Here is a 26,849-nt window from a genome sequence, read left to right on the forward strand (position 1 = left end):
ATGTTGACACCATAGTAAGCGTGTTGCTACATTTATGCTGGTGATTAAATCCTGATATAGTACGGCATCCACATCATCTGCTTTCGCAAGCCTCTTCCAATTTGCTAATGAGCCGTATGAAACCCCTGCATATTTACACGCAGCTTTTAAGGTGAAGCCCTTTTCGACTCCTTCAACGATAGCGTCTTTTATTTCAGGGGTTAATTTTCGTGGCCTGCCACCTTTATTTTTCATCGAGACCTCCTTTTTATAGCCTGAAAAATAAAAACTTCAAAAACCTCTATTACTCAGTAGTAATAGTTTGCTTTGAAGAGTATTCAACAAATCGCATCGGTTTTTTATCTGGAGCATACACATATTGTAAAGAGTTAGCATGAAACCAAAAACCCAATACTCCCTCCCAGTCTCCGTTACGCTGTTTATCACAAATCCATTTACAGTCTGCTGAATTAACAATTTTTTCTTCTTTTTCGTCTAATAATGCACCACTAGCCTTGACTTGTATCAGTCGTTCCTTTTCTTTATTACGCCAAATAATAAAGCAGTTATCAGCTAAATCTGAGGTTGTCCCGGTACCTTTAATATCTAATTTGCTTGGGGGTTTTGATTCATCAAATCCTTTTCTAGGGTGAACTACAATATGTACTTGGCAATTATGCTGGTTTTTAAAGTCACATAACTGGTCAATAAACACTTTTTGGACGCTGTAATCATCATCAGCAATATCCAATTTCATTAGCGAGTCAATGATAAAAACATCAACTCCATAACGTTGACGAGCGTACAAAAAAACATCCAACAACCTCTTTGATTTCGCTGAGCCAACAAGGTCAAAAAGCCATAGTTTGTCTTCATACCATCTATGAATCGCTTCTATATACTCAATCGAGGGGTTAGCTAAGGCAGCAGCTTGACGTGTTAATCTCATTAATAGCCGCTTAGGTTTTAATTCAAGGCTAGCAATGCAAACACGAGCACCTTGCTGCATCATACTCAAAATAATTTGTCCGAGAAATTGGCTTTTTCCATGACCGTTTATGCCAGTCCACACTGAAAGCTCATCAGGTCTAAAAAGTATTTTATCAGTGGCTTTTTCCCAAGGAGATGAATATCCTATAAATGTCCCTGGCTTAGGGTAAAACTCATCAATCACCTGCCCCACAAAGTGGCTTGCTGGCTTTAATTCATCCGGATCAAGTGTTTTTGCTAAATCAAAGCAATTTTTAATTGCCTCCTCTGCAATTCCTGCTTGCAGACATTCGTTAGCGTCTTTAAGTGGCAGTTTAACAACTCTACAGCGATGACGACCTAAGCGTTCGATTAATTCTTTTGTTGCAATATAACCTTCTTGGTCATCATCCATACAAAGAAAAATTTCATCAAAAATGGACAAGCGTTCAAATTCATATTCAATCCAAGCGTGTTTCTTACCACCTCCGGCACCAAATGGAACTGACAATGCAGGTATACTATATTGGCATAAAGACATAGCATCAATTTCACCTTCGCAAATAGCGACCGAACGGACTTGCTTAGGAAGCATATGCCAACCAAATAAACAAGGTTCGCAATTAGGCTCAACACGCATTTGTTTCTTACCATCAACGCGTTTTAGGCCCAGGTATTTTACGAATATGAGTTCGTTATTACAAAGGTAAGGGAAAACAATTTCATTACCCTTTTGTCCTATTCTGAATGCTTGAATAATCTCTGGTTGTAATTTACGTATCTGCGTTAAGTAATTCATTACAGGCGAATTATCACCTAATGAGTCTAAATTTTGTTTGGGTCTAGCAAATTTAGATAATTTATAGGCTTCGAAATGAGGTTCTAATATACCTAGGTAGCTACTAGCCTCTTTCATGGCTTCATAGTTAGTTAGATTACGTGATTGAGCCCAGAGATTAAGTAAATCACCACCCTCCCCTGTGGCAAAATCAGCCCATACACCTGCTTTTTCGCCCGTCAGATGTACTCCTAAAGATTGGCCAGATTCACCATCAATACTACCAACTCGCCATTCATTACCAATTTTCTTGCCGTTAGGTAATAAATACCGCGCTACGTCCTCAGCACGTTGAGATAAATTTCTTACAATTTCCTTTGCCATCATCATATTAAATTACCCCTGCCATAATATCATCGCTTTTCATACAAGTTAGTTGAGCTTCATCTTTATGGGCACTCTTCATGAATCGCTCAATATGTTCTGCATCACGAAAAATTAAAGTGATATCATCATAGACTTGGTGATGGTCATTTTTTCCCATGTTGAATGGGGTGTTTTTACAGCCATCAATGGCTTTTTGAAGCTCTGGTATGGTGTAACCTTGCTTGATAGCCTGCTCGATTACTCGCCGCCTTTTCTTATCCAATATCGCACGAGGGTGGTTCATAGTGCGCTGCCAATAATCAAACAGTTGTGCGCTAGCATCATTGGATGGGGTAGAAGAAACACAGAGAGGTGAATCGTCAGATTCACTTAAATGTTTTTCTTTATTTTGTTTGATTTTATTTATTTTAATTTGGGCAGCAGGACTTCCACAGTCTTCCGTCAACACTGAGGAAGCAATGTTACAATGCCTCGGAATTATTCCTTCAATACTACCGGAATCTTTCTCCATATTGGTAACTTGCTCTATATTAATGGGCTCTACAGGGTAGAGAGAAGTTGGATATTTAATGGTTTGATGTTTTTTCCATCCGGTAACCACCCAATATGTTTTATCGGCCACCGTATATTCATTTAACAGCCCTTGTTGTATAAGCTCGGACACCCACGACTGTATATCGTTTGTGGAATAATCATCTGTGGGAAACACTTCTGCTTTTAGTTTTTTATAAGCAGCAGGGTGCACACCGTTGTCATCAGAAAAATTCCAAAGTCCTATAAACAATAATCGCGCTATAGGCGAACAATTTAAAACCTGCTCGCTTGTCCAGAATTCTGGTTTAATCATTCTATTTCTGGGCATGCTTACCCCCAAAAATTTGATTAAGCTGATCCTCTAGTAAGCCCCTAGACTCAATTAACTCTCGCTCTAGATTCGCTGAAAGCTTATGCTCAGTAAAAATATCTGCATATAAAATCGATTGCTCACGCTTTAGTTCCTTATAGTACTTTAATAATCTTGCTCTTTCTGGAGAGGTTAAATTACTATATAAAGGCTTTTCATGTTTTGGATTGCCCAGTTGCTTGACTGGGTGATTCGTTATACGCTCCATTATTACTTCCTTATAAATGGCAATTTGTATTGAGGTTATGCGCCCAATCCTCAATTTCTTTTCTGAGGTACATGGGGCGTTTGCCTAAAGGATTTCTTGGCTTAGGAAAATCAGGGAGTTTTACAAGCTCATAAAATTTAGTTGTGCCAATCCCTAAAAGCTTTTGAGCCTGCTTAGGGTAAAGTAGGATTGCTTGTTCATTCAAAATGATATCTCCTTCAAAAAAATATTTATAAAACATGACTTTTCTTTTTGAATCTTTCTCAAGGATTCACAAGAAATTATGAAGGAAATAATTATTTATCGCTGGTGCCTATGACACAGCATTAAAAAAGGGCTTGTGCCATAGTACTTTTGGTTTATTGAGTTAACATGAGTGGCGCAATTTCATTTTCATAAATGGTTAAAAGCTTTTGCCATAAAGTTGCATTTAATCGATATTCGATACAGTGTTTTGTTAATTCGGATATTAATTTTTTTACATTAGGATGGTTTTTCGCCTTCTCATACTCTTGGCAATAATACCTTAGCGTCTTATCTGTTGCCTCTGGGCTTTCGGAGCTTGCAAGAAGAGGAGTTGTGACAATTTCTAAAAAAGATTTTAGCTCGCTTCGTTGATAATGTTGAGTTGGAGCAACCAATCCTAAGGATTCCGCGATGAATAGCAGCTCAAAGTAGCATTTTTTTATTAGTACATTTGTACTGTACCGAGACCCATTTTTACGGGTTAAACCTTGAGAAAATTTGATTATATCGTCCCTTATACCAAATAGAGTAAAAGGCCTGCCAGTCTGCTCAAAGAGACTAATATCTTGATTAAACATATCCTGAAGAATTTCATCACGAAGAGTGATAAACCTCTTAATCTTTCTTTTTAACCCTTTTAAATCAGTTTTATTACTCATGTTTATCAAAACTTGATAAGTATACCAAGTGTTATTGATTATGTTTACGTGCTCCATTGAAATGTCATTCTTAATCAAATCACATAATTGTAAATAAACTGGTATTAATAGTAAGCTGTTAGCATTAACTGTAACATCTGAATTCAATACACGATTTATCATTTGTTTTGAACGTGCAGGGTCTTCGTAAAGTTCTGTCATTATAGTTTTCCTACTGCTGATTTATCTTAAGCTGGCCTTTGTTATTACACAGTAACCAACTGCTATACCATTCCATAAGCAACCTGCGCTCCTGTTTAAAGTCAGCCCTCAAATATATTCCACGTACCCCTTGCACTTTATGAGCTAGCTGAGCTTCAATAGCATCTGCTTTAAAGTCTCCTTGCTCATGCAAGACACTAGAGGCTAAAGAACGGAAACCATGTGCTGTATGACGATTTTTATAACCTGCGTTGTGCAGAAGCTTACGAACACTTGCTTCACTAATAGGCTGAGGTTTTTTTAACGCTGGTGAGCTAAATAAATAGGGTGTAAAACCAGTAAGTAATCTGAGTTCTTTTAATAAATTTAAAACGTGATGAGTTAAAGGTACCCAATGGGCTAACCCCATCTTCATTCGCTCTGAGGGAATATTCCATTCTGCTTTTTGTAAATCAAATTCTGACCATTTTGCTTCGCGTAACTCTGACGGCCTTGTAAATAGATGAGCTAACAACTCCATATACAACTTAACGATTTTTGTAGAATTGGTGTTTTTAATAACCAACATCATTTCATGAGCCTCGCTTGCACTAATCGCTGGCTGGTTTTTAGCTTTCGGCTTTGGCATTAAAACCCTTTTTAAGCCAATAAATGGATAATTTTCGGTAAGAGACGCTCCTACTGCGAACTCGAAAATGCTTTGTAGTCTTGCAAATAAACGATGAGCGACATCATGATGCCCTACATCTTCATGTGGTTTAATAACGTTTAATAAATCTGCTTTTGTTACTTCATCAATAGCCTTTTCACCAATTAAAGGTAAAATATCACGCAAAAGACTTTTTTCATGACGATTGCGAGCAAAATCTTTCCATGAGAATTTATATTTTTGAAACCACTGCTCAGCAACCATACTGAACGTTATCTTGGTTTGCTCTGCATCAACATTTTTTGCTCTGGGGTCAATCCCTTTATCAACTAGAGCTCGATAAGCTAGGGCTATTTCACGGGCTTCTGGCTCTACACCAATTAAGGGGGCACTTTAATCAAAATAGTCTAAACTAAGTCCTTGATTTAGCGATCAAAAGGAGATTAAAGTGCCTGGATATAATCTTATCCTAAATTTACCTGGATTTTCTATAGTAAAAGTAAGTGGTTATCACCCATTAATATTAGATGTGGTGTATCAAAGAACAGCACGTTGTTCCCATTGTAAAAGCAAAGAAGTAAGGAAGAAATCCAACAAAATAAGAGAAGTTCATCACGAGTTAATTGGGCATAGAAGAACTTTATTGCGATTTAAAGCCTATAAGCTGTATTGCAAAGTCTGTAAACGCTACGGGAATCAGCAGTTTCCAGGGATAGCCAAACACCAAAGGTCGACTGAGCGCTTACAAGGAGAGGTATTCCACAGCCATACTAAAGGCGTGTCTCAGAAAGACTTGGCGAGCTATTATAAGAAAGGGAAAGCGACTATAGAACGCTGGTATCAACGCCGTTATCGTCTCGAGCATCAAGAATTACTTAATAAACCTTGCCCGCAAATCTTAGGTATCGATGAGCATTTTTTTAGTAAAAAACAGGGCTTCGCTACTACTTTATGCGACCTAAGGAAACATAAAATCTTTGATGTCGTTCTTGGGCGCAGTGAACAGGACTTATCAGTCTACTTAAATCAATTGCCCGGCAAAGAAAAAGTTAAGGTGATTTGTATGGATTTAAGCAGTATTTATCGTTCACTGGTAAAAAAATATTTTCCTAATGCGCTTATAGTAGCCGATAGGTTTCATGTCATACGTCTAATGCAACACCAGTGCATGATGACCTATCGAGAACTTTCTCATCAGGTCAAAAATAATCGGGGCATCCTTGCACTATTAAGAACAAGAGCAGACCGCCTCACTCCTGATAAACAAAAGAAACGAGACGCCTTCTTAGCTCAAAATCCAGCCATAGAGGCTATTTATCAATTTCAACAACAACTTCATCAACTTTTAATGAACAAGTCTTTAAATCAAAATAAGTGTCGTGAAGTAATACCCATCTTCCTGGATATGCTTCGTGATTTAAAACAAAGCCCTTTTAAAGCTTTGGCTTCTTTAGGTAAAACGCTGACTACCTGGAAAGATGAAGTAGCTAGAATGTGGCGATTTACTAAATCAAATGGAATAACTGAAGGCTTCCATCGTAAGATGAAGCTAATACAAAGAAGGGCTTATGGGTTTAGGAATTTTGAAAATTATAGAGTGCGTGTTAAGGTGCTCTGCGGATGATTAAAGCTGCCCCCTTAAATGGGAAAGAGCCAAATTATAGAGTGCGTGTTAAGGTGCTCTGCGGATGATTAAAGCTGCCCCCTTAAATGGGAAAGAGCCACGAATCGTTGAGAAAGATTTGAGAGAGAAAAGTCAGTGTTATTTTATTATTAATCAATCAGTTACGTACTAATTTGAACTCTTGCGAACAATTACAAAATGTGTAATTGGTGCCCAGGGCCGGAATCGAACCGGCATGGTGTTACCACCGAGGGATTTTAAGTCCCTTGCGTCTACCTGTTTCGCCACCTGGGCATATCTTTTATATGGAGGCTGAGGCCGGAATCGAACCGGCGTACACGGCTTTGCAGGCCGCTGCATGACCACTCTGCCACACAGCCTTTTGCTACTATTACTTCTCTGCGGCTCTAATAAAAAAAGCGACTTTTCGTCGCTTTAAATATGGAGCGGGAAACGAGACTCGAACTCGCGACCCCAACCTTGGCAAGGTTGTGCTCTACCAACTGAGCTATTCCCGCGTCTCTACGGGATGGGATTCTACCGTAAATCCAGACACTGTCAACAAAAAATTTAATTTTTTTTCATTAAATCTGGCCATGCAATCGCTAAGTAAATAACCATAGACCAAATAGTTAAAATAGCAGACACATATAGCAGAATAAAACCAATAGAACCCCACCAGGAATTAACTGGATTAAACGCAAGCAGTAAAATCAAAGCGATCATTTGGAACGTTGTTTTCACTTTGCCAATATAACCGACTGTAACACTTGCACGACGTCCGATTTCAGCCATCCATTCTCTTAGCCCGGAAATAACGATCTCTCGTCCAACGATTACGATGGCAGGAATAGTAATGTAATTAATGTCTTTAGCACCAACCAACAACAATAAACTGGTCGAAACCAATAATTTATCCGCAACAGGATCAAGAAACGCACCAAAAGGTGACATCATTTTAAGTTTGCGAGCCAAATAGCCATCTAACCAATCTGTAAAAGATGCCGCTGCAAAAATTGTTGCCGCAACAGCACTAGCCCATTTAAAAGGAAGATAAAAAACAATGATAAAGACTGGAATAAGAACTATACGCAACAACGTTAATAAATTTGGCAAACTGGTTAATGTACTCATTAATACTCCCTATTACATAATTGGCAGCTTCAAATAGTCAGCCAATAGCTTATAATCATCAAATACTGCCAAAGCGCCAGCATCTTTAAGAGACGCTTCCTGTTGATGGTAAAAATCCACCCCGATAGCAGCAACATTAATGCTCGCTGCCATTTCCATATCAGTAGCTGAATCACCTATCATTAGAGTCGTAGAATGATCTCTGCCAAACTCCTCCATGATTTCTTCCAGCATTTGTGGGCAGGGTTTGGCTGGAACCTGGCCTGCTGCACGCGTAACCTTGAAGAATTCATCAAGGCCTGTAGCTTGCAATGCTCGAACTAATGATTGATGTCCTTTATTTGTTGCAATTGCTAAATCTATTTTTGCATGATGAAGCTGCTGTATAAATTCTAACGTGCCCGGAAACAAGTAGGTTTCAGCTGTTCGGGTAATCATGGCATGTTGAACCGCCTGTATTAGTTGCTCTTGCTCACCAATAGATAATTGAGGAAATAATTTTTTCAAAGCCTGTAATAAACCCAGATCTACATATTTTCTAGCTTGGTATGGATCAATATCCCCAAATCCCAGTATATTTGCTTCATTGGCTACGGTATGCAATATCAGCCCTAAAGTGTCTGAAATAGTGCCTTCCCAGTCAAAAACGACCAATTGATATGGATTACTCATTGCCTACCACGCTCCTTGCACGCAACTGTTTTAGTGTATTAGCAAATCGATCATCTACATTAGCCTGAAAAAGCTGTTTGGTTCCATTTAAATTAAATTGAATAGAACGCGCATGTAAAAAAAGACGATTTTGATGATTATCTATCCCTTCGACTTCGCCCGCAAGAGATCCGTACTTTTCATCTCCTACAATAACGTGCCCCAAATAAGCGCTATGGACCCGAATTTGGTGAGTACGCCCTGTTTTAGGACTTGCTTCTACCCAGCAAGCCTGTTGATAATTTTCCAATAATTTAAAATCTGTTTCAGAAGCTTTTCCATCATCTTTCACCGTCACCACCCTCTCTCCTGATTTCAGAGTGTTTTTTTCAAGAGCAGCGTTCACAGTGATTTTCTTTTTGCCCTCCCAAGGATGAGTTAATAAAGCCCAATACGTTTTTTGAACCTCACGTGCTTCAAGAGAGGCTTGAATTGCCCTGAGAGTACTTCTCTTTTTCGCCAGAAGCAAACATCCGGAAGTCTCCTTATCTAATCGATGTACCAATTCCAGATAAGGTAAATCGGGTCTGGTTTTACGCAAAGCTTCAATAACTCCCAAGCTCAAACCGCTGCCACCATGAACCGCAATACCGGCTGGTTTATTTAATACCAGAAGGCAAGAGTCTTCAAAAATAATACATTCATTTAAACGTTTTGCCAAAGCATCGCCAACAAATATTTCTTTGGACTCTGATGTTCGTATGGGAGGAATTCGCACTAAATCGCCAGTATGCAAACGAGAGCTGGCCTGAGATCTTTTTTTATTGATGCGAACCTCGCCACCTCGGATAATCCGATAAATATGACTTTTAGGTACACCTTTTAAAATCCTGATTAAGTAATTATCAAGGCGTTGTCCGTCTTCTTCGTTACCTATTTCTTTATAGCTTACTTCACTCATTGTCAATAAACCTGTTTGCTGAGCGTGAATTTTTTGATATGATTATATATCGCGTGGGAATGTTCCCTAGCGACCGAATTATAACGTATAAACAGAGAAAAAGTTTAATAGTCGATTAATTATCGACAAAGATTTGTCATTAATTCACCAAAATACGTGCAATCGCTATAATTTTTTATCAAACATAGAATAAAAAATTAACAGGATAACATGAACTTGGTTCAATTGATAACAAATCCAACACACGAAGTTTTGATCCAGGTTAGTATAAACAGATTGAATTTTAGTTACGACCGCACCTTAACGTCCTGAAATTATATCTGTTTACTCATTCCAAATGAACGGATTGATACTTGAAGAACAACAAGTTGCGCTTTCATTTAAGTCGAAGATATAAGGAAGCGACCCAATACCAGAGCAAAATTGATTATTATTTCGACAGATACCTACGCATGTCAGACATGCTTTATACCAATTACGAATTATTTCCGGGCTTTCACACGCCTCATAAAAAGGCTTCTTATTTCAACCCACTTAATCCGTAAACGATATATTTCACAGTGTGCACCTTTGATTATCCAGGGAACATGCGTATGGTCTGTCCACAAGGTCATGGGTCCGCTTAAAGATCACCTCCTTTACCGCTCAATCAACGTGTTTCAACACGATGTTTGACTGTTTGGGTAGGAGTTGTTATTAATTTACCGGATACAGAAACAGGTAACCAACACCTGGTCTCGAAACCGTTAAAAACAATGACGCTCCCGAGCCTTACACTATCTTGATTTAAATGCCCGCGCCTTAATTATGGGGTTACAGATGGAAAAAATGTTGATCAATGCAATGCAAACTGAAGAAGTTCGTGTTGCACTCATAAAAAACAATCACTTATTTGACCTGGATATTGAATGTCCTGGTGAGATAAAGAAAAAAGGCAATATATACAAAGCAGTCGTCACAAGAAGAGAACCAAGCCTTGATGCTGTATTTGTAGAATACGGCTCAAAACGACAAGGTTTTTTACCTTTAAAAGAAATTGCACCTGAATATTTAAGCAAAAATCCTGACGATTTCGGAGATGACAAACCTCCAATTACAACACTAATACGCGAAGGACAAGAATTACTGATCCAGGTAGATAAAGAAGAGCGAGGTAATAAAGGTGCGGCTCTTACTACATTCATTACTCTGGCTGGTTGCTATCTGGTTCTGATGCCCAACAACCCTCGTTCCGGCGGTATTTCCAGACGTATAGAAGGTGATGAGCGTGATGAATTACGTGAAACCCTGAACGCCCTGACTCTGCCTGACGATATGGGACTGATTATCAGAACAGCAGGTGTTGGCAAGAGCCAGGAAGAGTTACAAGATGACCTGAATATGCTGTGTAATCAATGGCAATCCATAAAACAAGCTTATAATTCAGAACTTGCTCCATGCCTGATACATCAGGAAGGTGATGTTATTATCCGTTCAATTCGTGATAATCTGCGCAAATCAATCAGTGAAATAATTATTGATGACCAAATTTCCTATATCAAAGCGAAGCAGTACATTGAACGAGTAAAACCTGAGTTTCTTCCTAATTTGAAACTATACAACAGCAGCATTCCTTTGTTTAATTTTTATCAAATTGAAAGTCAGATAGAAACTGCTTATCAACGCCAAGTGATGCTGCCTTCTGGTGGTGCACTGGTTATCGACAGAACGGAAGCTCTGGTTTCAATAGACATTAACTCTGCTAAAGCAACTGGCGGCTCTGATATTGAAGCAACGGCTTTAAATACGAATCTTGAAGCTGCAGATGAAATTGCGCGCCAATTACGTCTTCGTGATTTGGGTGGATTAGTCGTTATTGATTTTATTGATATGAGCTCCAGCAAAAACCAACGCGATGTTGAAAACCGCTTGAAAGAAGCATTACAGGCTGACAGAGCACGCATACAAGTTGGCCGTATTTCTCGTTTTGGTCTTCTTGAGATGTCTCGTCAACGCCTGAGACTGTCTCTGGGCGAAACGGCGCAGGAGATATGTCCTCGTTGCGAAGGTCGAGGAACAGTACGAAATATTCAATCTCATGGTTTATCGATTACACGCTTGATTGAAGAAGAAGCATTAAAAGAAAAGACCGCTGAAATCCAGGTTCAGCTACCTGCTGAAATGGCGACGTTTATCATGAATGAAAAACGTAATTTCATTAAAGACATTGAAAAAAGGCATGGCGTGAGTGTAATTATTATTGCCAATCCTTATTTGCAATCCCCACAATATTCGATCACTCGCCTAAAAGAAGATAATGTCGGCAAATCCAAAAAACCCAGCTATACCTTAATTCAACAACCCGAATTACAGGTTACAAGCAGTGATAAAGATACTGCCGTGCATGATGAACCAGCAGTTAAGTCTTTTGCAGAACATCATACAAGAAAACATCCGCAAAACAGTTTTATCAAACGTTTATGGACCAGTTTATTTGGTGGACATACTGAATCGACTACATCGGCGCCTGATAATGCGAAAAAAACACCACACCACCGCAATCAAAACCAATCCAGACACATTTCTAAAGGACAGGGAACGGATAGAAGACAGCAAAATAACCCTAACCGTAGACGCCGTCCAGGCGGTAACCAACAACAGCAGCAGAGAACCAACCCTGCGACAAATGCTAGTACTGGTGGGAATACCAACCCTAATCAACAACGTAAGAGACAGCATCCAAACCAACAAGGCCAGAATGGACCTCAAGGTAATAGATCCAGTGCTCCAAAAAATGAAGGGAACAAGAAAAGAGAACCTTCTTTAGCTAAAGAACAGTCAGAAAAAAGCTAAGCCAGTACATCTCAGGACATATGAATTATTTTTTCGTATGTCCTGCCTTTTTCAAAAAATTTAAATTTTCACCGCCTCGTTAGATTCTGTAAGCCAATTGTTTTTTTTGACCAATTGTAATGTTAAGTCGCTCGCAAGAACTTACTTCTCGCACAACCTAAAATGGAGATAACGTTTTAGTTTTAATAGACACATGTGAACGAGAGCAAAAAATCAGCTTAGACTGTCCCAAACAATAAAATGTTTTTAAACATACAAATAAAGCAGCCATGTTCTTTATCACTTACATGACTGCACCTGCTGTTTGTAATCAAAACGGTTTCATAAAGCATTACACCATTAGCTGTGTTCCCTGAACCAGGTCCACCACGGGAACAGAAGCAGTGCAATGACTTTTTACATTATAGATACTGTTTTTGTGCAGTGCTTTTGTGCTGCTCATAATCCCTGTGCTTGTTCTGTAATTTTGGGGAGGGATATTCTCAATACCTAATTGCTCCAAACGCGCGACTTGTTCTTCTTGTCTATCGAGTAATTCTTTATAACGATCGGTGCTTTCAGATAATTGCTTCTTAACTTCTTCAAGTTCTTTTTCTGCATCACAAATTCGAGTGGCCACTTTATCAAATCCACCCTCTTTATCTTTAAGAAACAAATCAAGATTCTGTTGAAATTGAGCTCGCTGTTCTCCATCTTTTATTACTGTTCCAGTAAGACTTAAAACCGTTCCTTCTAAAGTATTAGCCACCAGTTTAGCTCGTTCGACCTCTAAGTCCATTGATTTTTTGACGGCCAGTAACTCTGCAATTTTAGCACTTAATTGCTGTTCATTTTTTTCGTAATCTACTTTAACTTGCTTCAACAACAATTGATTTTTATTAAGTAATTCAGTTTGTTCTACCACAGAATTTTTCAGAGATTCTGCTGTCTTTTCAAGATCATTTCTGGTTTCGCGCAATAACTCCTGAGTTTTCATAAATACCTCAACCTGGTTAGTCAGTGATTCGACTTCTGATCGCAACTCAACTACGCTATCAGCAAGTTTGGTATTTTCAATCGCAAATTTACCTATTTCTACTTTTAAATCATGAGCTATTTTTTCCAATGCATTGATGGTAAGCATTAAAAGATCTGCAAGATCTGAAACCCCCTGTTTCAGACGCTGTGCAATGTTTACATTATGAATGTGGTGATCATCAAGAATAATGCCGCTTGCCGTATAAGCCACACCTGTAACACCGCCAATTACCATAAGTGCTGCAACATGTGCGAAAAGCCCCGCAGCAACAGTAGGACCAGACAGAGCAACGCCACCCAGTATTTTTTGCCACAGAGGCAATTCCCCCCAAGACTTTGACCAACGGGTAATCATACTAGGATCATTGGCCATAGTATCCACTATGCCGACAAGGGTACCTTTTACTTTTAAAAGATCGTCTTTAACTGAGGTAATTTTTTGCAGGCTTTCCAAATCAATTTTGGATTCTTCAAGAGCGCTCAGATCATATAAATGTTCTGGAAGAGCTTCAATTTGCAGAGGATGAGTTTGGGCTGCCGCCAAATCAGAAGCAATGGGTGTATTGATTTCGTTCTTAAGTAAATCCTGAAGCACTGTTTCTTGAATAGACATAATTACGCTCCTTGCGAATAAAAATCTTCCTTTGATCATCATTTTTAATCAAAACGTATCAATAAAACAAGTATTATCGAATTTTTTTTTATATTTATACTGGGCATTACTATTGAAATTTTAAAAAGAAGTACTCTAAAGTTTAGAGTACTTTTTTTAATTTTGGCCAGAGCGTTATTCTTTTAATTGCATCGCATGAGGAGCAAGTAAATTCGGTTGTTCCAAGTCCCGACTGCGGGGAAAAAAGGAAAAACGGCCCTCTTTATTTGTCGAAGTGGTTTCATGAAAAGGACATAATTTTTTTAATACCCCAGGAGCATATTGCCCCAAAATATCCTTGTCCATTGCCATTGGGTCACCCAGCATATTGGCAGCAATCTGCATATTAATCTGATGTTTTCTTAAAAAATCAATTAATGATTCTTTACTGATTGTTGCACTCTGCTCCGGCATCATCTCAACACAGAGGATATGAGCACTCCCACATTCCGCATCCATGAAGCCTTGCTTTTCATATAAGTCCAGAAAATATTGTTTTTCAATCAAATCATTTCTTGGGCCATGAGCGGTGACAATCAAAACTCGCATGGCTCCCAATTGGATTTTATATGCATCTGTCCATTGCGACATGATGTGATGTATTCCATTAAGCTGTAACTGTGTTGCCTTTGAAGCATAAACTTCATTAACTGATTTCACTGCGACAAGATATTGAGTATATAGAGCCTGAAATTCAGTTAAATGTTTCATTTCGGGAATTAGGTAAACGTAATTTAAGATTTGTTGAATAACCGTACGTTCTCGACTCATTCTTTGACTGAGCGCATAAAGATCCAACAAACTGAATTCAAGCCTTTGTAAATCAATCTGATGATGCTTATTAATCTTTGAATGCCCAATAATCGATTGCAAAATCAAATGTAACCAGACAGTACTATGAGATACAGATTTGATTATATTATACTCATCTTGAAGCGCTGGGGTTTCCTGAGAATTAATCTCATACAATTTATTATCGTTTTTTTTACCCCAAAGGGATAAAGAACCATTGAGATAGATGGTAACAAAATCAATATCTTTTAAAGGTTCTAAACCTGCATAATGGCGATGGCTATCAAGAAAATAGGTTCTGATTTGCGTTGAGATATCTTTAGCTGAACGTGGGACAGATTGAGAATGGAAGAATCGTTGATTTGCTTGGAGGATTTGAACTCTAGGCCTTAAAAAGATACCTCCGATCCCGATTGGCTCTCCAAGTATCTCTGGCAAGCATGTCTTTAATTTTGACCTGAGTTAACATAAGTAATCTCCTTCGTTCGACAGATAAGTATAGAAAGACGAATTCATCATACAGGTCAAGAAGAATTCATGTCAACAAACCGAACACTATGGTAACAATATTTCGTTTAGAACAAAGCAATTGAAATGAACTTGCGATACAAATGACCTCTCTGTTTTGTAATTATTAAGGATTAGGCGCTAAAGTGAATAGGAAGTTAAACATGAGAAAATAATGTCTATTGTATTAAAAATTGATACAATAAACTAACTAAATAATAGCACTCTGCTAAAAACAGATTCTATTAATCGCAGTATTTTACTGCATAGATGTATCTCATATTTAACCTTTTTATTGATAGGATGTTCCCTTTTATGACATTTACCGTGGGCCAACGCTGGATAAGTAATACTGAATCGCAACTGGGTTTGGGAATTATAACTGAACTAAATGGCAGACAAGTCAGTATCATCTTCCCAGCAGCAGAAGAAGACAGAATTTATGCCATAGACAATGCACCACTGAGCCGAATTATTTATAAGGTAGGCGAAACAATTACCACCAATGATCAAAATAAATTAATGGTCACTGAAGTGCATGATAAACAAGGACTCATAGTATATACCTGCCACGATGAAGCAGGGGAAGAGCGTCAAATTACGGAGTTAGCACTTAATTGTTTTATCAAATTAAGCACACCACAACAAAGACTGTTTAGTGGTTTAATCGATAAATTAAACTCTTTCAAATTACGCATTGACACTCTGAATCATACCAGCAGATTACAACAATCAAAGGTAAGGGGATTATTAGGCTCCAGAACCAATCATTTAGCGCATCAAGTCTATATTGCCAGTGAAATTGCACAACGGCATGCCCCACGCGTTTTACTCGCAGATGAAGTAGGATTGGGAAAGACAATTGAAGCTGGAATGATCTTGCATTATCAACTGCATACTGGTCGAGCCAGCCGAGTACTGATAGTAGTGCCAGATACTCTTATCCATCAATGGCTTGTTGAGATGAGGAGACGATTTAACCTGTATTTTTCCATTATTGATCAAAAGCGATTTGAACTGCTGCAGAGCACTGAAGAAGATGACGACATTGATGATGAGTACAGCGACTCTCCAGCAGTGGAAAGCAATGCTTTTGAATCAGAGCAACTTGTTTTATGCAGTCTTAGCTTCCTTATGAACAATGAAACAGCACGCCAACAAGCAATAGAAGCAGGATGGGATCTTTTGGTTGTGGATGAAGCACATCACTTGCATTGGTCAGAGGAATCTCAAAGCTCTGAATATCAATGTATTGAACAATTATCCATGCAAAGTAAAGGATTACTGTTATTAACAGCTACTCCCGAACAAGTGGGTATAGAGAGTCATTTTGCCCGCCTTCGGCTTCTTGATCCCTCACGTTTTTATAATTTTCTGGAATTTAAAAAGGAAGAAGAAAATTATCAACAGATCAATAAATTAGTTCAGAATTTAATTGCTCACCAGGAACATGAACAAAGTGATGAATTAAATGCTGAATTAAAAGCACAGTTGCTTCCTTTTTTAGGAAAAGATATAGATCCCAGTATCAGCAATACTATTAGAAATTTATTAGACCGACATGGTACTGGTCGCGTTCTATTTAGAAATACTCGCGCGGCAATTAAAGGTTTTCCTGAGCGTCAGTTACATGCCTACCCACTGCCCCTACCCCCAATCTACGCGGCATTGAATCACATATCCAATACCGTTAATCTTTATCCGGAACAGTTATTGGAGAATGGAGCCTGGCTTGCAAGTGATCCCAGAGTTCAATGGTTAGTTAGTAAAATTGATGCACTGCATCCTGAAAAAGTGCTGGTTATTTGCGCTAAAGCAAAAACCGCCCTTGATCTGGAACAACATCTGAAATTAAAAGCTGGCATTCGAAGTACGGCGTTTCATGAGGGATTATCAATAATCGAACGTGATCGTGCCGCGGCTTATTTTTCGGAACAAGAACAAGGAGCGCAAGCATTAGTTTGTTCTGAAATTGGTAGTGAAGGCAGAAACTTCCAATTCGCCCATCATCTGGTTTTATTCGATCTTCCGCTTAATCCTGATTTATTAGAACAACGGATAGGACGACTGGACCGCATAGGACAAAAGAACACCATAGAAATTCATGTCCCTTACCTGGAAAACAGTGCTCAGGAACTGTTATTCCGCTGGTATAATGAAGGAATCAATCTGTTTGCCCAGAGTTGTTCCGTTGGTTTTTCCATTTACGAGCAATTTGAAGACAGACTACTGCCAATTCTCAACCAAAAGAGCAGCTCAATAGATAACGATGATTTAAATCAACTCATAAACGATACGCAAGTCTATACTCAGGAAATTAACAAAGCATTACAGGAAGGGCGTGATCGTTTGTTGGAGTTAAACTCCTGTAATCACGACGTAGCTCAAGAACTGATTGAAGAAATAGAGGCAGAAGAAAGTAGTATTGAGCTGGAAAATTATATGGCAAAGGTATTTCATGAGTTTGGGGTCGATCATGAATATCATTCAGAATTCGCCGAAATATTACGGCCAACAGAGCATATGAAATCAAGCCACTTCCCTGGACTTAAAGAAGATGGCGTGACCGTCAGTTATTCCCGAACTAAAGCGCTCATCCGTGAAGATATGGAGTTCTTAAGCTGGGAACATCCTATGGTTAATGAATCAATGGAGATGATTCTTAATTCTGAAATAGGGAATGCAACGCTGGCCACTATTTCAGTAAAAAGCATTGCTCCTGGCACCTTGTTTCTGGAAACGTTTTATACTGTCAATTGTGCCGCGCCCAAATACCTGCAACTCGATCGTTTTTTACCGTTTATCCCGATTAGAATTTTAATGGATCGAACAGGTAAAAATCTATCGAAGGTATTAGACTATCAACAGCTTAATTCAATGTGTGAACCGGTAAAGCGCCATCTGGGCTATCCTATCATCAAACAAGTAAGCACCGATATCGAAGCAATTTTGCAAAACACCAATAAGATTGCAGAACATAATATGCTGGAAATAATGGAGCAAGCAAAGGTGAAAATGCTCGCGAGTATAGGACAGGAAGTGGCACGGCTCGAAGCGCTACAGCGTATTAATCCTACGATTAGGAGTGAAGAAATTGAATTCTTTAAACAGCAAATCGTTGACAGTGAACTGTTTATAAATTCAGCCACTTTAACACTTCAGGCATTACGTGTCGTCATTAATAAATAACAGCAATACCTCTGTTGGAAACAAAACCAACAGAGGCAATTCCTCTGTTTACGCGTCGCAGGTTGTCATCCACTCTTCTCTTACTAATAAAGACTCAAGCTCTGCTAACGAGCGCACTTCGTAATGAGGGGTTATTCCTTCCGGTGCCACCGTATTGTGAACATTGAGCCAGCAAGTATCCAATCCCGCATTTAATCCTCCAAGTATATCTGCGTCCGGATTATCTCCAACCATTAATACGTCCTCACGTGATGGATCCCCCATTAAGGAAAGTGTATGGTCAAAAATTCGTGGATGAGGTTTAGCATGTCCTACTTCTTCTGATATAACAAATACATCGAAATGATCTTTTAGACCAGTCCGCTCAAGGCGCAATTGTTGTAATTCAATAAAACCATTGGTAATAACCCCAAGCTTCGACTTCCCTTTTAAAGAATTCAATAAACTAAGTGCCCCATCCAGTGGTGCACATATATCGGCCATCACTGTCATAAAAGCACGATTTAGTTCCTGAGCAGGAGTCTGTAGTTTTTCCTCCCAGGGCGCAAAGCGGCGAGATTGTAATTGTTGGGCATTAATCTGGCCATTCTGATACTCAGTCCATAAAGGTTTATTGACCCGTTCATACTCTTCATAGTTTTCTCGAGTAAATAGAATTCCTAATTTGGCAAACATAAGAACCAGCCCACGATAGGCATCAAAATGAAACAAGGTTTCATCTGCATCAAATAAAATCCAGGAGTAATTTTTCACCCGACCACCTCTTGAATGTTTCAAGTCAATTAAATATAGCGTTGCCACTAAGCATTATACCGTGATCGACGCATTCGTCTTCGTTCTATTATAACTTGTATTACTTATGAACAACCAGTGTTTTTCACATGGAATATAAAGAAATCATTGAGTACAAGGAATCATCAAAAAAATGATTGTGTAGAGGTACAAAACCTTGGCTAGTCAGTTGCGACAGGATTTACGCCTATATTAGGATTAACACCACAATCATCAAGAAGTTTGAGCAGATTATTACCTTTGCGCGTTAATCGTTTGATGCAATATTCATCCAAATAGCTTTTTAATACATAATAATAATCAGGCAAGGTCAATATATTAAGTATCTTCTCCGCTCGTTCCAAATGCTGCTTGTTTTTATAATCGCAGGCCTGGAAAAGAACCCCTCCTAACATAGCGGCAATACTGGCTTTGCGTTCCGGACTGGCTAAATAAAAACGCTGGATGCATTCATCAAGAGCTCTGTCTTTATCCCACTCAACCCACTCATTGTATAAGAGCAATGCCAATTCAGGATTAAATGCTTCCGCAGTAGTGAACTCCTGCATAGCGTAAGCTACTGGAACAACTGCTTGTACGTTAGCCCAAGAGCAATTACCGCTAATTTGCGAACTAATCGGCATCTGAGCAATAGGTAACAAGCCCAATTGCTGGTTAATGACATGATGAAAATAACGTCGGTTTTGTTTCTTATAAAGAAAATCCTGAATAAAATTAACAGTTAACGCTTCAGGTCTGGTTAACCTATAAATAGTAACGCTTCCCTCTTTCAAACTGTTCTCACCTCTGTCAACTTTAGCCCACCATTGATGAAAACGAATGAAACAGAGAGCGTGCCCACGGCTGGCAGCAGGAAGAATCATCATCGGAGATCTTAATAATTCATTGAGTCGTTTCAGGTGAACGTCTGTTAATCTTGGCTGATGTTGAAATTGCAAAAGCTCCGCAGCATCTCCAAATGCATCCATAATAGTATGAATTAATGGAAAGTAATTTCTTAAATGGCGGGTAGAATAACTACTGATGAAGCGACGTAAAGAATCTTTCACCACAGCAACAGTAAATTCCAGAATGAATCCTTCATAATCCAATTCAATGAACTCACCTTTCGCATTCACGATGTCTACATCACCCTGAAGCTCGAAACGATGCCCCAGCAATTTTGCATTAATAAAATCAAGAGCAAAATCCAGTTTGGCGCCATGATGATAGAGCAAGTGTTTCAAAACATCCTGACTTCTTAAAACCGGATAAACCAAAACAGACAGTCCATTACGGGTATAAGCATTTGAATCCGCTCCATAAGCCAGTAATAAACGAGCCATATCAACATCATTATTATCAACAGCCCAATGTAGAGGGGTTCTGCCAGTTACATCTGGCTTATTCACATCCACTTTACGAAGCAGGAGTTGTTCTGCAATTTTGGGTTGCCGAGTAATCGCACATTCAATCAGAGGGGTAAAACCATATTCATCAATATCATCCAAAGATTCGCCCTCACGAAGATAAGCTTCGAATTCAGGCATTTTGTGACTGATAATATCGTTCGCAATAGTCATTTATGGTCCCCGTGGTGTGGGCGCAGTGGTAAATTTAGGCATATTACCTAAACGCAGTTGTTTTTCCTTTTCCTGCTCTCTTTTTTCATTATCAAATTCCCGACGAGCTTCGGTATTTAGTGGTGGCTCGGGATTTAAATTAGGGTCAACGCCATCGAACCGCTGACTGTCCAAAGCGGGATGTTGTAAAATATTATTTTGTAATTCTCCCTCAGGACTGGCTTGATTCTCTACTTCAGAATGCTCACGAGCTTTTACAGGGGCAATTTGTCGTTCACCTTGTTGCTCAGCAAGCCTCCTCTTACGCTCCATAGCCTTGGTTTCAGCAACCAAAAAGGAACCGCCTCCAGCGGTAGGCAGTCGCGGAGCATCGGTTTGGAGCCCTTTTTTTAGTAAGACATAAACTGCACCAGTGCCCCCATCATGATTTTTAGCACTATGAAATGCTTGAACCTCTTTAATCTGAGGCAACCAACGATTGATCAAATTTTTTAATAATGGTGGTACATTTTTAGGAGCAGCTGTACCATGAATGATGAGAACACAATGTTTATTATTTTTAATTTGCGTATGAAGAAACTGGGACAATGCTCCGCGCGCAGCCTCAGTTTTTAATCCTTGCACATCCAAAACGGCATCCCATTTAATTGATCCATTTTTTAATTCATGAAATCGTTTACCAGAGACGCTGGGTTTGGTGTAGGATAAAATAGTATCTGAAAAAACTGTGTTGTCTATGTCATCAGATAAATAATATTCATCATCCATTTTTTTCAAACATTAAATAGTTATGCTTAAAGTATAACTTAGGTTATAAAAAGAGTGCACTTTTTCTATTAAAGAATATAAGTTATTAATTAATGTACACTGAACTAGGATTTAGTTCTCAAATCCAGATAAAGCCCATGTTGGCACGCATAATAAAAGGCTGAAGTTTTAATCAGTTATCTCTTGTTTGAATAACAACGAAAAGAACAACAGCCTCAGCTCCCTACAAATAGTCTCTTTGCAAAATTTCGGCAATTTGCACCGCATTAGTTGCAGCACCTTTACGAATATTATCAGCCACAACCCATAAATTTAATCCGCAAGGATGAGATATATCCTGTCTGATTCTACCAACATATACTTCATCATGACCCACTGCATTTTTTAAAACGGTTGGATAACTGGCTTTAGCTGTATTATCAACTACTTTAACCCCTGGAGCTTTAGATAAAATTATACGTGCTTCGGCAGCGGTCATTGGATTTTTTAATTCAACATGGATTGCTTCAGAATGGCCATAGATGACAGGCACTCTGACGGCCGTAGGATTTACCATAATGTTCTTGTCTTCCATTATTTTTTGGGTTTCCCAAACCATTTTCATTTCTTCACGGGTATAACCATTGTCTTCGAACTGATCAATATGAGGTAAGGCATTAAATGCAATTTGCTCTGGATATACATCACATTTTGCCGGACGCCCATTTAAAAGATCACCCATTTGGGCAATCAATTCAGAAATTGCTTTTTTACCTGTGCCTGAAACCGATTGATAAGTAGCAACGTTAATTCGAGCGATTCCCGCCACATCATATAAGGGTTTTAAAGCAACAACCATCTGAATGGTTGAACAATTGGGATTAGCGATAATTCCTCTTTTAGTATATTCCGCGATACGATGCGCATTCACTTCAGGAACCACTAATGGGATATCCTCTTCATAACGAAAACAGGAGGTGTTATCAACAACAATGCAGCCTGCAGCAACTGCTTTGGGAGCGAATTCTTTGGATACAGAACCACCAGCAGAAAACAGAGCAATATCAGCCTTGCTAAAATCAAATTCAGCTAAATCAAGAACTTCTATTTCTTCATTTTTAAAATGTACTGTTTTACCTGCAGAACGAGCACTGGCCAGAGGATACAGAGTCTTTATCGGAAATTTTTTTTCCGCCAATACAGTCAGGAACGTTTCTCCCACAGCGCCTGTTGCGCCTACTATGGCTATATTTAATTTTCTGCTCATTATTGCCTCGTTATTTGATAGTACAATGATTATAAACTGTTTATTGACACTGGGCTTTATGCCTTAAATAATGATCCATTAATACCAGAGCCATCATCGCTTCAGCGATAGGTACTGCTCTGATACCAACACAAGGGTCATGTCGACCTTTGGTTACCACACTCACCTCATCCCCTTCAACATTCACTGTTTTACCAGGAGTAATGATGCTTGAAGTAGGTTTTAAAGCCATGCTGACTTCAATAAACTGACCAGTAGAAATGCCGCCCAAAATTCCACCGGCGTTATTGCTTAAAAAGCCATGGTGCGACATTTGATCACGATGTACACTACCGAGTTGTTCAACAGCAGCAAAACCTGCCCCGATTTCGACACCTTTCACCGCATTGATTGACATCATAGCATAAGCAAGAGTAGCATCCAGCTTATCGAACACAGGATCTCCCAAACCAACAGGGACTCCTCTGGCAACAACCTTTACCCGTGCTCCTACAGAATCCCCTTGGCGTCTTAGTTTGTCGATATAATCAGACAGCTCTTGAATCTGTTTGTCATTAGGACAAAAAAATGGGTTATTAGCTATTTCAGCTTCATTTTCATAAGATAAAACCAGATCGCCCATTTGTTGCAAATATCCAACTATTTCCAGATTCAGGGTCTTTTGCAAATACAATCGGGCAATAGCACCTGCTGCTACTCGTGCAGCCGTTTCACGAGCCGAAGAACGTCCGCCCCCACGATAATCGCGATGACCGTATTTATGGTGATAGGTGTAATCAGCATGCCCAGGACGAAACAAATTTTTAATTTCTTCATAATCACTGGAACGCTGATCCGTATTTTGGATTAATAAAGCAATAGGAACGCCAGTAGTTTTTCCTGCGAATACACCAGAAAGGATCTGTACTTTATCATCTTCTCTGCGTTGCGTTGTATATTTCGACTGGCCGGGCTTACGCTTATCAAGAAAAGGTTGAATATCTTCTTCCTGCAAAGGCATACCTGGCGGACAACCATCTACAATGCAACCAATAGCTGGCCCATGGCTTTCACCAAAGGTTGTCACCGTAAATAATGTTCCAAAGGTATTCCCGGACATGCAGTTCTCTCTTATTTAAAATAGTCTTCTAACTGTTGTTTCGTTAATAGAAACACCCCGTGTCCTCCATTACTCATTTCAAGCCAGGTGAATGGAACTTCCGGATAGGCGTCACATAACGCTTCTTCACTGTTCCCCACTTCGACCACTAAAATACCATGTTCGCTTAAATAATCATGGGCACTCTTGAGGATTTTTTCAACAATGGCCAAACCATTATTACTGGTCTCCAATGCCAGAACCGGTTCATGACGGTATTCATCGGGTAAGGTTTGCATTTCTTCCTTCCCCACATACGGAGGATTACTAACAATCAGATCGTATTTAATTTTTGGAACATTGGAAAAACAATCCGACTCAATTAAACAAAGCTGGTCTTCCACCTCTAATTGCTCACAATTAATAGCGGCTACGGCAAGAGCTTCACTGGAAATATCTACAGCATCAACCTGAGCATCAGGAAATGCATAGCAACAAGCAATTGCAATACAACCGCTGCCGGTACATAAGTCTAGAATATGATGTACTTGCTCTGCGTCTATCCATGGAGAGAATTGCTCATCAATTAGTTCAGCTATCGGTGAACGAGGGATAAGCACTCGCTCATCAACATAAAAAGGTAAATCAAAGAAATAGGCCTCTTTGATGAGGTACGGCACGGGAACGCGCTGATTTATTCGTTTATCTAATTGTTGATACAAATGTTTCTTTTCGCTACTGGTCAATCGTGCGTTAAGCAATGAAGGATCGACATCATAGGGTAAAGACAAGCTCCTCAAAATTAATGAGCGCATATCATCCCAGGCGTTATCAGTGCCATGCCCATAATAGAGCTGCGCATCAATGGCACAGGACAAACTAAATCGTAAAAAATCAAGAATACTAACCAATTCTTCAGTTTCTTTAATGATGTAACTGCTCATGGGTACTTCAGTCCTTAATGTTCATTTTTCGAGATAAAAAGAACAAATTGTACTCTATGTTAGAAAATATGTCATAACCTAAGTTATACTTTGATTATAATTATTAAATTCTTGTAAAAAATGGCTGATGATTTCATGTCCGATGAGGACAAGGCACTGTTTCGTGAACACATGCGATCAGTAAAGCCATTAAATGACGCGACCAAACGAACCAAAGCACCTGAACGCACTCAGCAACAATACTCCGCAAGAAAAAGGAATCAGGAACAATCTCAAACAAAAAGTGAGCGTTATTTATCTGATTACATTAGCGAGACTGTTCTTTCTCATACCCAGTTGACTTATTGTAATCCTAGTGTTCCTAGTAAACGATTTCGTGAACTAAGACATGGCTTAATCCCCTGGGAAGCAAGATTGGATTTACATGGGTTGAAAACCGAGGATGCTCGTGAGTCGCTCTGTCGTTTTATCCAGAATCAAACCAAGAATAACAAGCGCTGCTTGCTTATTATCCATGGAAAAGGAGGACACCTTGGCGCCCCCCCAGTAATTAAGAATTTAATCAATAGATGGCTACCTCAATTTAGCGAAGTCCTGGCTTTTCATAGTGCATTGGCAAAAGATGGTGGCCATGGTGCAATATATGTCTTGCTCAAAAGAAATAAAACCGAAAAGTGATTGGCTCGACCATTATCCTGAGGAGCTAGCGACGAAAGCTCTCCCTGGATTCAGGAGATCGCTAGGCTCAAGATGACGTACTGTTCTTAACTTTATGGCAGTGTATTGAGGTATATCCCGCGTGATAAACCTGCAACCCCGTAGAAAAATATCTGAATGTCAAAAATAAACAACGGATTATTGCTAGAAAATCCTACATTACTTGCGTTAAGCAACTAATCTGAGGATAATTCGTCAATTACAAAAATATGTTGAGTACCATATGGAACACTTAGGACAATTTATCACAAATCACTGGGAGCTTTGGTTAGCTTTTATCACTATACTAGTATTAATATCTATAAATGAATTAATTACGCAGAAAAAGAAAGCCAAAGAACTTAATCCGCAAACAGCTGTTGATCTGATCAATAATGAAAATGCAGTGGTATTCGATCTGCGCGATAAAGAGGTATTTAAAAATGGCCATATTATCGATTCCATTAATTGTACTGCAGACGATTTTGAACAAGCGAAAATGAACAAGTATAAAAATAAAAAAATTATTCTGGTTTGTGCTCGCGGCTTGCAATCTCCAGCAGTGGCTGCCAAAATTACGGCCCTGGGTTACCAACCCATGGTACTTGGCGGTGGTATCGCTTCCTGGCAAAATGCCGATCTTCCTTTAGTTAAAAAATAAAGGTTAAATCCATGAGTGAAGTAATCATGTACAGTACGGGCTATTGCCCCTATTGTATAAAAGCCAAAGAGTTATTAAATCGGAAAAATATTCCATTCACCGACATTCGGATTGATATGCACCCCGAACGACGTGAAGAAATGATAATTAAAAGCGGTAGACATACCGTACCGCAAATATTCATTAACGGCCAAGCTATAGGAGGCTGTGATGATTTACATGCCCTGGAACATCAGGGGAAATTGAACGAACTTTTAAAAGGATAAGAATTTCATGACTGACCAACCTAATACAGTACAATCAAATGAAGAAGCTCAATTCATGATTCAACGAATCTATGTGAAAGATTTATCCTACGAAACACCAAATACACCAGCAGTGTTTCAACAACAATGGGAACCTGAGCTTACTTTAGACTTGAATACTACCAGTACTAAACTGGAAGAAGGCGTGTTTGAAGTAGTCTTATCGGTTACGGCAACTGTCGCTAATCAAAAAACAACGGCATTCCTTGTTGAAGTAAAACAAGCCGGTATATTCACTATTCAAGGTGCAGCGACAAATCAACTGGATCATCTGCTGAATAGTTTTTGCCCTAGCATTTTATTCCCTTATGCTCGTGAAGCAATTACATCACAAGTTATTCGTGGCAGCTTCCCGCAACTGGTTCTGGCCCCGATTAATTTTGATGCATTGTACATGCAACAACTTGAAGAAAAACAGAAAAAAGGTGAAGTAGTTGCTGACGAAACAACTCATTAAT

At 39.1% G+C, this 26,849-nt stretch carries 25 protein-coding genes and 3 tRNA genes; 7 read left to right on the top strand and 21 right to left on the bottom strand.

Annotated features, from left to right (window positions below; all coding sequences use genetic code 11):
• The 7 genes from Q0495_RS10065 to Q0495_RS10095 all read right to left on the bottom strand — a co-directional run.
• On the bottom strand, positions 1-234 hold a 234-nt coding region (locus tag Q0495_RS10065; protein WP_298625653.1), incomplete at its 3' end, for a transposase.
• 49 nt (positions 235-283) lie between these two features.
• A complete protein-coding gene (locus Q0495_RS10070) occupies positions 284-2,116 on the bottom strand; it encodes a toprim domain-containing protein (protein ID WP_298625655.1) in 1,833 nt (610 codons plus the stop codon).
• A 1-nt stretch (position 2,117) separates the two neighbouring features.
• On the bottom strand, positions 2,118-2,975 hold the full coding sequence (locus tag Q0495_RS10075) for a hypothetical protein (protein ID WP_298625658.1): 858 nt from the start codon (positions 2,973-2,975) through the stop codon (positions 2,118-2,120).
• Positions 2,962-3,225: a hypothetical protein gene (locus Q0495_RS10080; RefSeq protein ID WP_298625660.1), complete on the bottom strand. Its 264-nt coding sequence runs from the start codon at positions 3,223-3,225 to the stop codon at positions 2,962-2,964. The genes Q0495_RS10075 and Q0495_RS10080 overlap by 14 nt, the downstream gene beginning before the upstream one ends.
• 10 nt (positions 3,226-3,235) lie before the next feature.
• On the bottom strand, positions 3,236-3,430 hold the full coding sequence (locus Q0495_RS10085) for a hypothetical protein (RefSeq protein ID WP_298625663.1): 195 nt from the start codon (positions 3,428-3,430) through the stop codon (positions 3,236-3,238).
• Between the two features lie 154 nt (positions 3,431-3,584).
• Positions 3,585-4,331 (bottom strand): hypothetical protein, encoded by a 747-nt coding sequence (locus tag Q0495_RS10090; RefSeq protein ID WP_298625666.1) that lies wholly within the window; start codon positions 4,329-4,331, stop codon positions 3,585-3,587.
• A 10-nt stretch (positions 4,332-4,341) separates the two neighbouring features.
• The gene (locus Q0495_RS10095; protein WP_298625669.1) at positions 4,342-5,244 is read right to left on the bottom strand and encodes a tyrosine-type recombinase/integrase; all 903 of its coding nucleotides are present in this window, start codon (positions 5,242-5,244) and stop codon (positions 4,342-4,344) included.
• Positions 5,245-5,428: 184 nt separating this feature from the next.
• Between Q0495_RS10095 and Q0495_RS10100 the strand changes: the two genes are divergently transcribed.
• A complete protein-coding gene (locus tag Q0495_RS10100) occupies positions 5,429-6,604 on the top strand; it encodes an ISL3 family transposase (protein WP_298625672.1) in 1,176 nt (391 codons plus the stop codon).
• A gap of 207 nt (positions 6,605-6,811) precedes the next feature.
• Here Q0495_RS10100 and Q0495_RS10105 read toward each other — a convergent pair.
• The 6 genes from Q0495_RS10105 to Q0495_RS10130 form a co-directional block, all read right to left on the bottom strand.
• Positions 6,812-6,898, bottom strand: a tRNA-Leu gene (locus tag Q0495_RS10105).
• A gap of 12 nt (positions 6,899-6,910) precedes the next feature.
• Positions 6,911-6,984 (bottom strand) — tRNA-Cys (locus tag Q0495_RS10110).
• 62 nt (positions 6,985-7,046) lie between these two features.
• Positions 7,047-7,122, bottom strand: a tRNA-Gly gene (locus tag Q0495_RS10115).
• Between the two features lie 52 nt (positions 7,123-7,174).
• Positions 7,175-7,738 carry a CDP-diacylglycerol--glycerol-3-phosphate 3-phosphatidyltransferase gene (gene pgsA / locus Q0495_RS10120; protein ID WP_298625675.1) on the bottom strand — a complete coding sequence of 188 codons (564 nt, stop codon included), beginning with the start codon at positions 7,736-7,738 and terminating at the stop codon, positions 7,175-7,177.
• A gap of 12 nt (positions 7,739-7,750) precedes the next feature.
• On the bottom strand, positions 7,751-8,410 hold the full coding sequence (locus tag Q0495_RS10125) for an HAD family hydrolase (protein ID WP_298625678.1): 660 nt from the start codon (positions 8,408-8,410) through the stop codon (positions 7,751-7,753).
• Positions 8,403-9,350, bottom strand: coding sequence for an RluA family pseudouridine synthase (locus tag Q0495_RS10130; RefSeq protein ID WP_298625681.1), 948 nt, complete (start codon positions 9,348-9,350; stop codon positions 8,403-8,405). Before Q0495_RS10130 ends, Q0495_RS10125 begins: the two co-directional genes overlap by 8 nt.
• 819 nt (positions 9,351-10,169) lie before the next feature.
• On the opposite strand from Q0495_RS10130, the gene Q0495_RS10135 reads away from it, so the two are divergent.
• Positions 10,170-12,182, top strand: a complete 2,013-nt coding sequence (locus Q0495_RS10135; RefSeq protein WP_298625684.1) for an Rne/Rng family ribonuclease — start codon at positions 10,170-10,172, stop codon at positions 12,180-12,182.
• A gap of 331 nt (positions 12,183-12,513) precedes the next feature.
• Here the strand turns inward: Q0495_RS10135 and Q0495_RS10140 are convergent, their stop codons facing one another.
• Both Q0495_RS10140 and Q0495_RS10145 read right to left on the bottom strand, forming a co-directional pair.
• Positions 12,514-13,812: a LegC2/C7 family Dot/Icm T4SS effector gene (locus tag Q0495_RS10140; protein WP_298625687.1), complete on the bottom strand. Its 1,299-nt coding sequence runs from the start codon at positions 13,810-13,812 to the stop codon at positions 12,514-12,516.
• 174 nt (positions 13,813-13,986) lie between these two features.
• Positions 13,987-15,081, bottom strand: a complete 1,095-nt coding sequence (locus Q0495_RS10145) for a hypothetical protein (protein WP_298625689.1) — start codon at positions 15,079-15,081, stop codon at positions 13,987-13,989.
• Between the two features lie 384 nt (positions 15,082-15,465).
• Here Q0495_RS10145 and rapA point away from each other — a divergent pair, with 384 nt between their 5' ends.
• A complete protein-coding gene (gene rapA, locus Q0495_RS10150; protein ID WP_298625692.1) occupies positions 15,466-18,339 on the top strand; it encodes an RNA polymerase-associated protein RapA in 2,874 nt (957 codons plus the stop codon).
• 48 nt (positions 18,340-18,387) lie between these two features.
• Here the strand turns inward: rapA and yjjG are convergent, their stop codons facing one another.
• From yjjG to prmB, 6 genes are all read right to left on the bottom strand, one after another.
• On the bottom strand, positions 18,388-19,092 hold the full coding sequence (gene yjjG, locus Q0495_RS10155; protein WP_298625695.1) for a pyrimidine 5'-nucleotidase: 705 nt from the start codon (positions 19,090-19,092) through the stop codon (positions 18,388-18,390).
• 200 nt (positions 19,093-19,292) lie between these two features.
• Entirely contained in the window at positions 19,293-20,693 is a 1,401-nt protein-coding gene (gene ankH / locus Q0495_RS10160; RefSeq protein WP_298625698.1) for a Dot/Icm T4SS effector AnkH/LegA3, read from the bottom strand.
• On the bottom strand, positions 20,694-21,461 hold the full coding sequence (locus Q0495_RS10165) for a Smr/MutS family protein (protein ID WP_298625701.1): 768 nt from the start codon (positions 21,459-21,461) through the stop codon (positions 20,694-20,696).
• Positions 21,462-21,684: 223 nt separating this feature from the next.
• On the bottom strand, positions 21,685-22,707 hold the full coding sequence (locus Q0495_RS10170) for an aspartate-semialdehyde dehydrogenase (protein ID WP_298625704.1): 1,023 nt from the start codon (positions 22,705-22,707) through the stop codon (positions 21,685-21,687).
• 40 nt (positions 22,708-22,747) lie between these two features.
• A complete protein-coding gene (gene aroC, locus Q0495_RS10175; protein WP_298625708.1) occupies positions 22,748-23,806 on the bottom strand; it encodes a chorismate synthase in 1,059 nt (352 codons plus the stop codon).
• An 11-nt stretch (positions 23,807-23,817) separates the two neighbouring features.
• Positions 23,818-24,729, bottom strand: a complete 912-nt coding sequence (prmB, locus tag Q0495_RS10180) for a 50S ribosomal protein L3 N(5)-glutamine methyltransferase (protein WP_298625711.1) — start codon at positions 24,727-24,729, stop codon at positions 23,818-23,820.
• Between the two features lie 120 nt (positions 24,730-24,849).
• On the opposite strand from prmB, the gene Q0495_RS10185 reads away from it, so the two are divergent.
• From Q0495_RS10185 to secB, 4 genes are all read left to right on the top strand, one after another.
• Entirely contained in the window at positions 24,850-25,407 is a 558-nt protein-coding gene (locus Q0495_RS10185) for a Smr/MutS family protein (RefSeq protein WP_298625714.1), read from the top strand.
• Positions 25,408-25,669: 262 nt separating this feature from the next.
• Positions 25,670-26,086, top strand: coding sequence for a rhodanese-like domain-containing protein (locus Q0495_RS10190; RefSeq protein ID WP_298625715.1), 417 nt, complete (start codon positions 25,670-25,672; stop codon positions 26,084-26,086).
• Between the two features lie 11 nt (positions 26,087-26,097).
• The gene (gene grxC, locus Q0495_RS10195) at positions 26,098-26,352 is read left to right on the top strand and encodes a glutaredoxin 3 (RefSeq protein ID WP_298625716.1); all 255 of its coding nucleotides are present in this window, start codon (positions 26,098-26,100) and stop codon (positions 26,350-26,352) included.
• A gap of 7 nt (positions 26,353-26,359) precedes the next feature.
• Complete coding sequence (gene secB, locus Q0495_RS10200; RefSeq protein ID WP_298625718.1) at positions 26,360-26,848, top strand: protein-export chaperone SecB; 489 nt, start codon at positions 26,360-26,362, stop codon at positions 26,846-26,848.
• Position 26,849 lies beyond the last annotated feature (1 nt).

It is taken from the genome of uncultured Legionella sp. (assembly GCF_937871865.1).
Classification (GTDB): domain Bacteria; phylum Pseudomonadota; class Gammaproteobacteria; order Legionellales; family Legionellaceae; genus Legionella.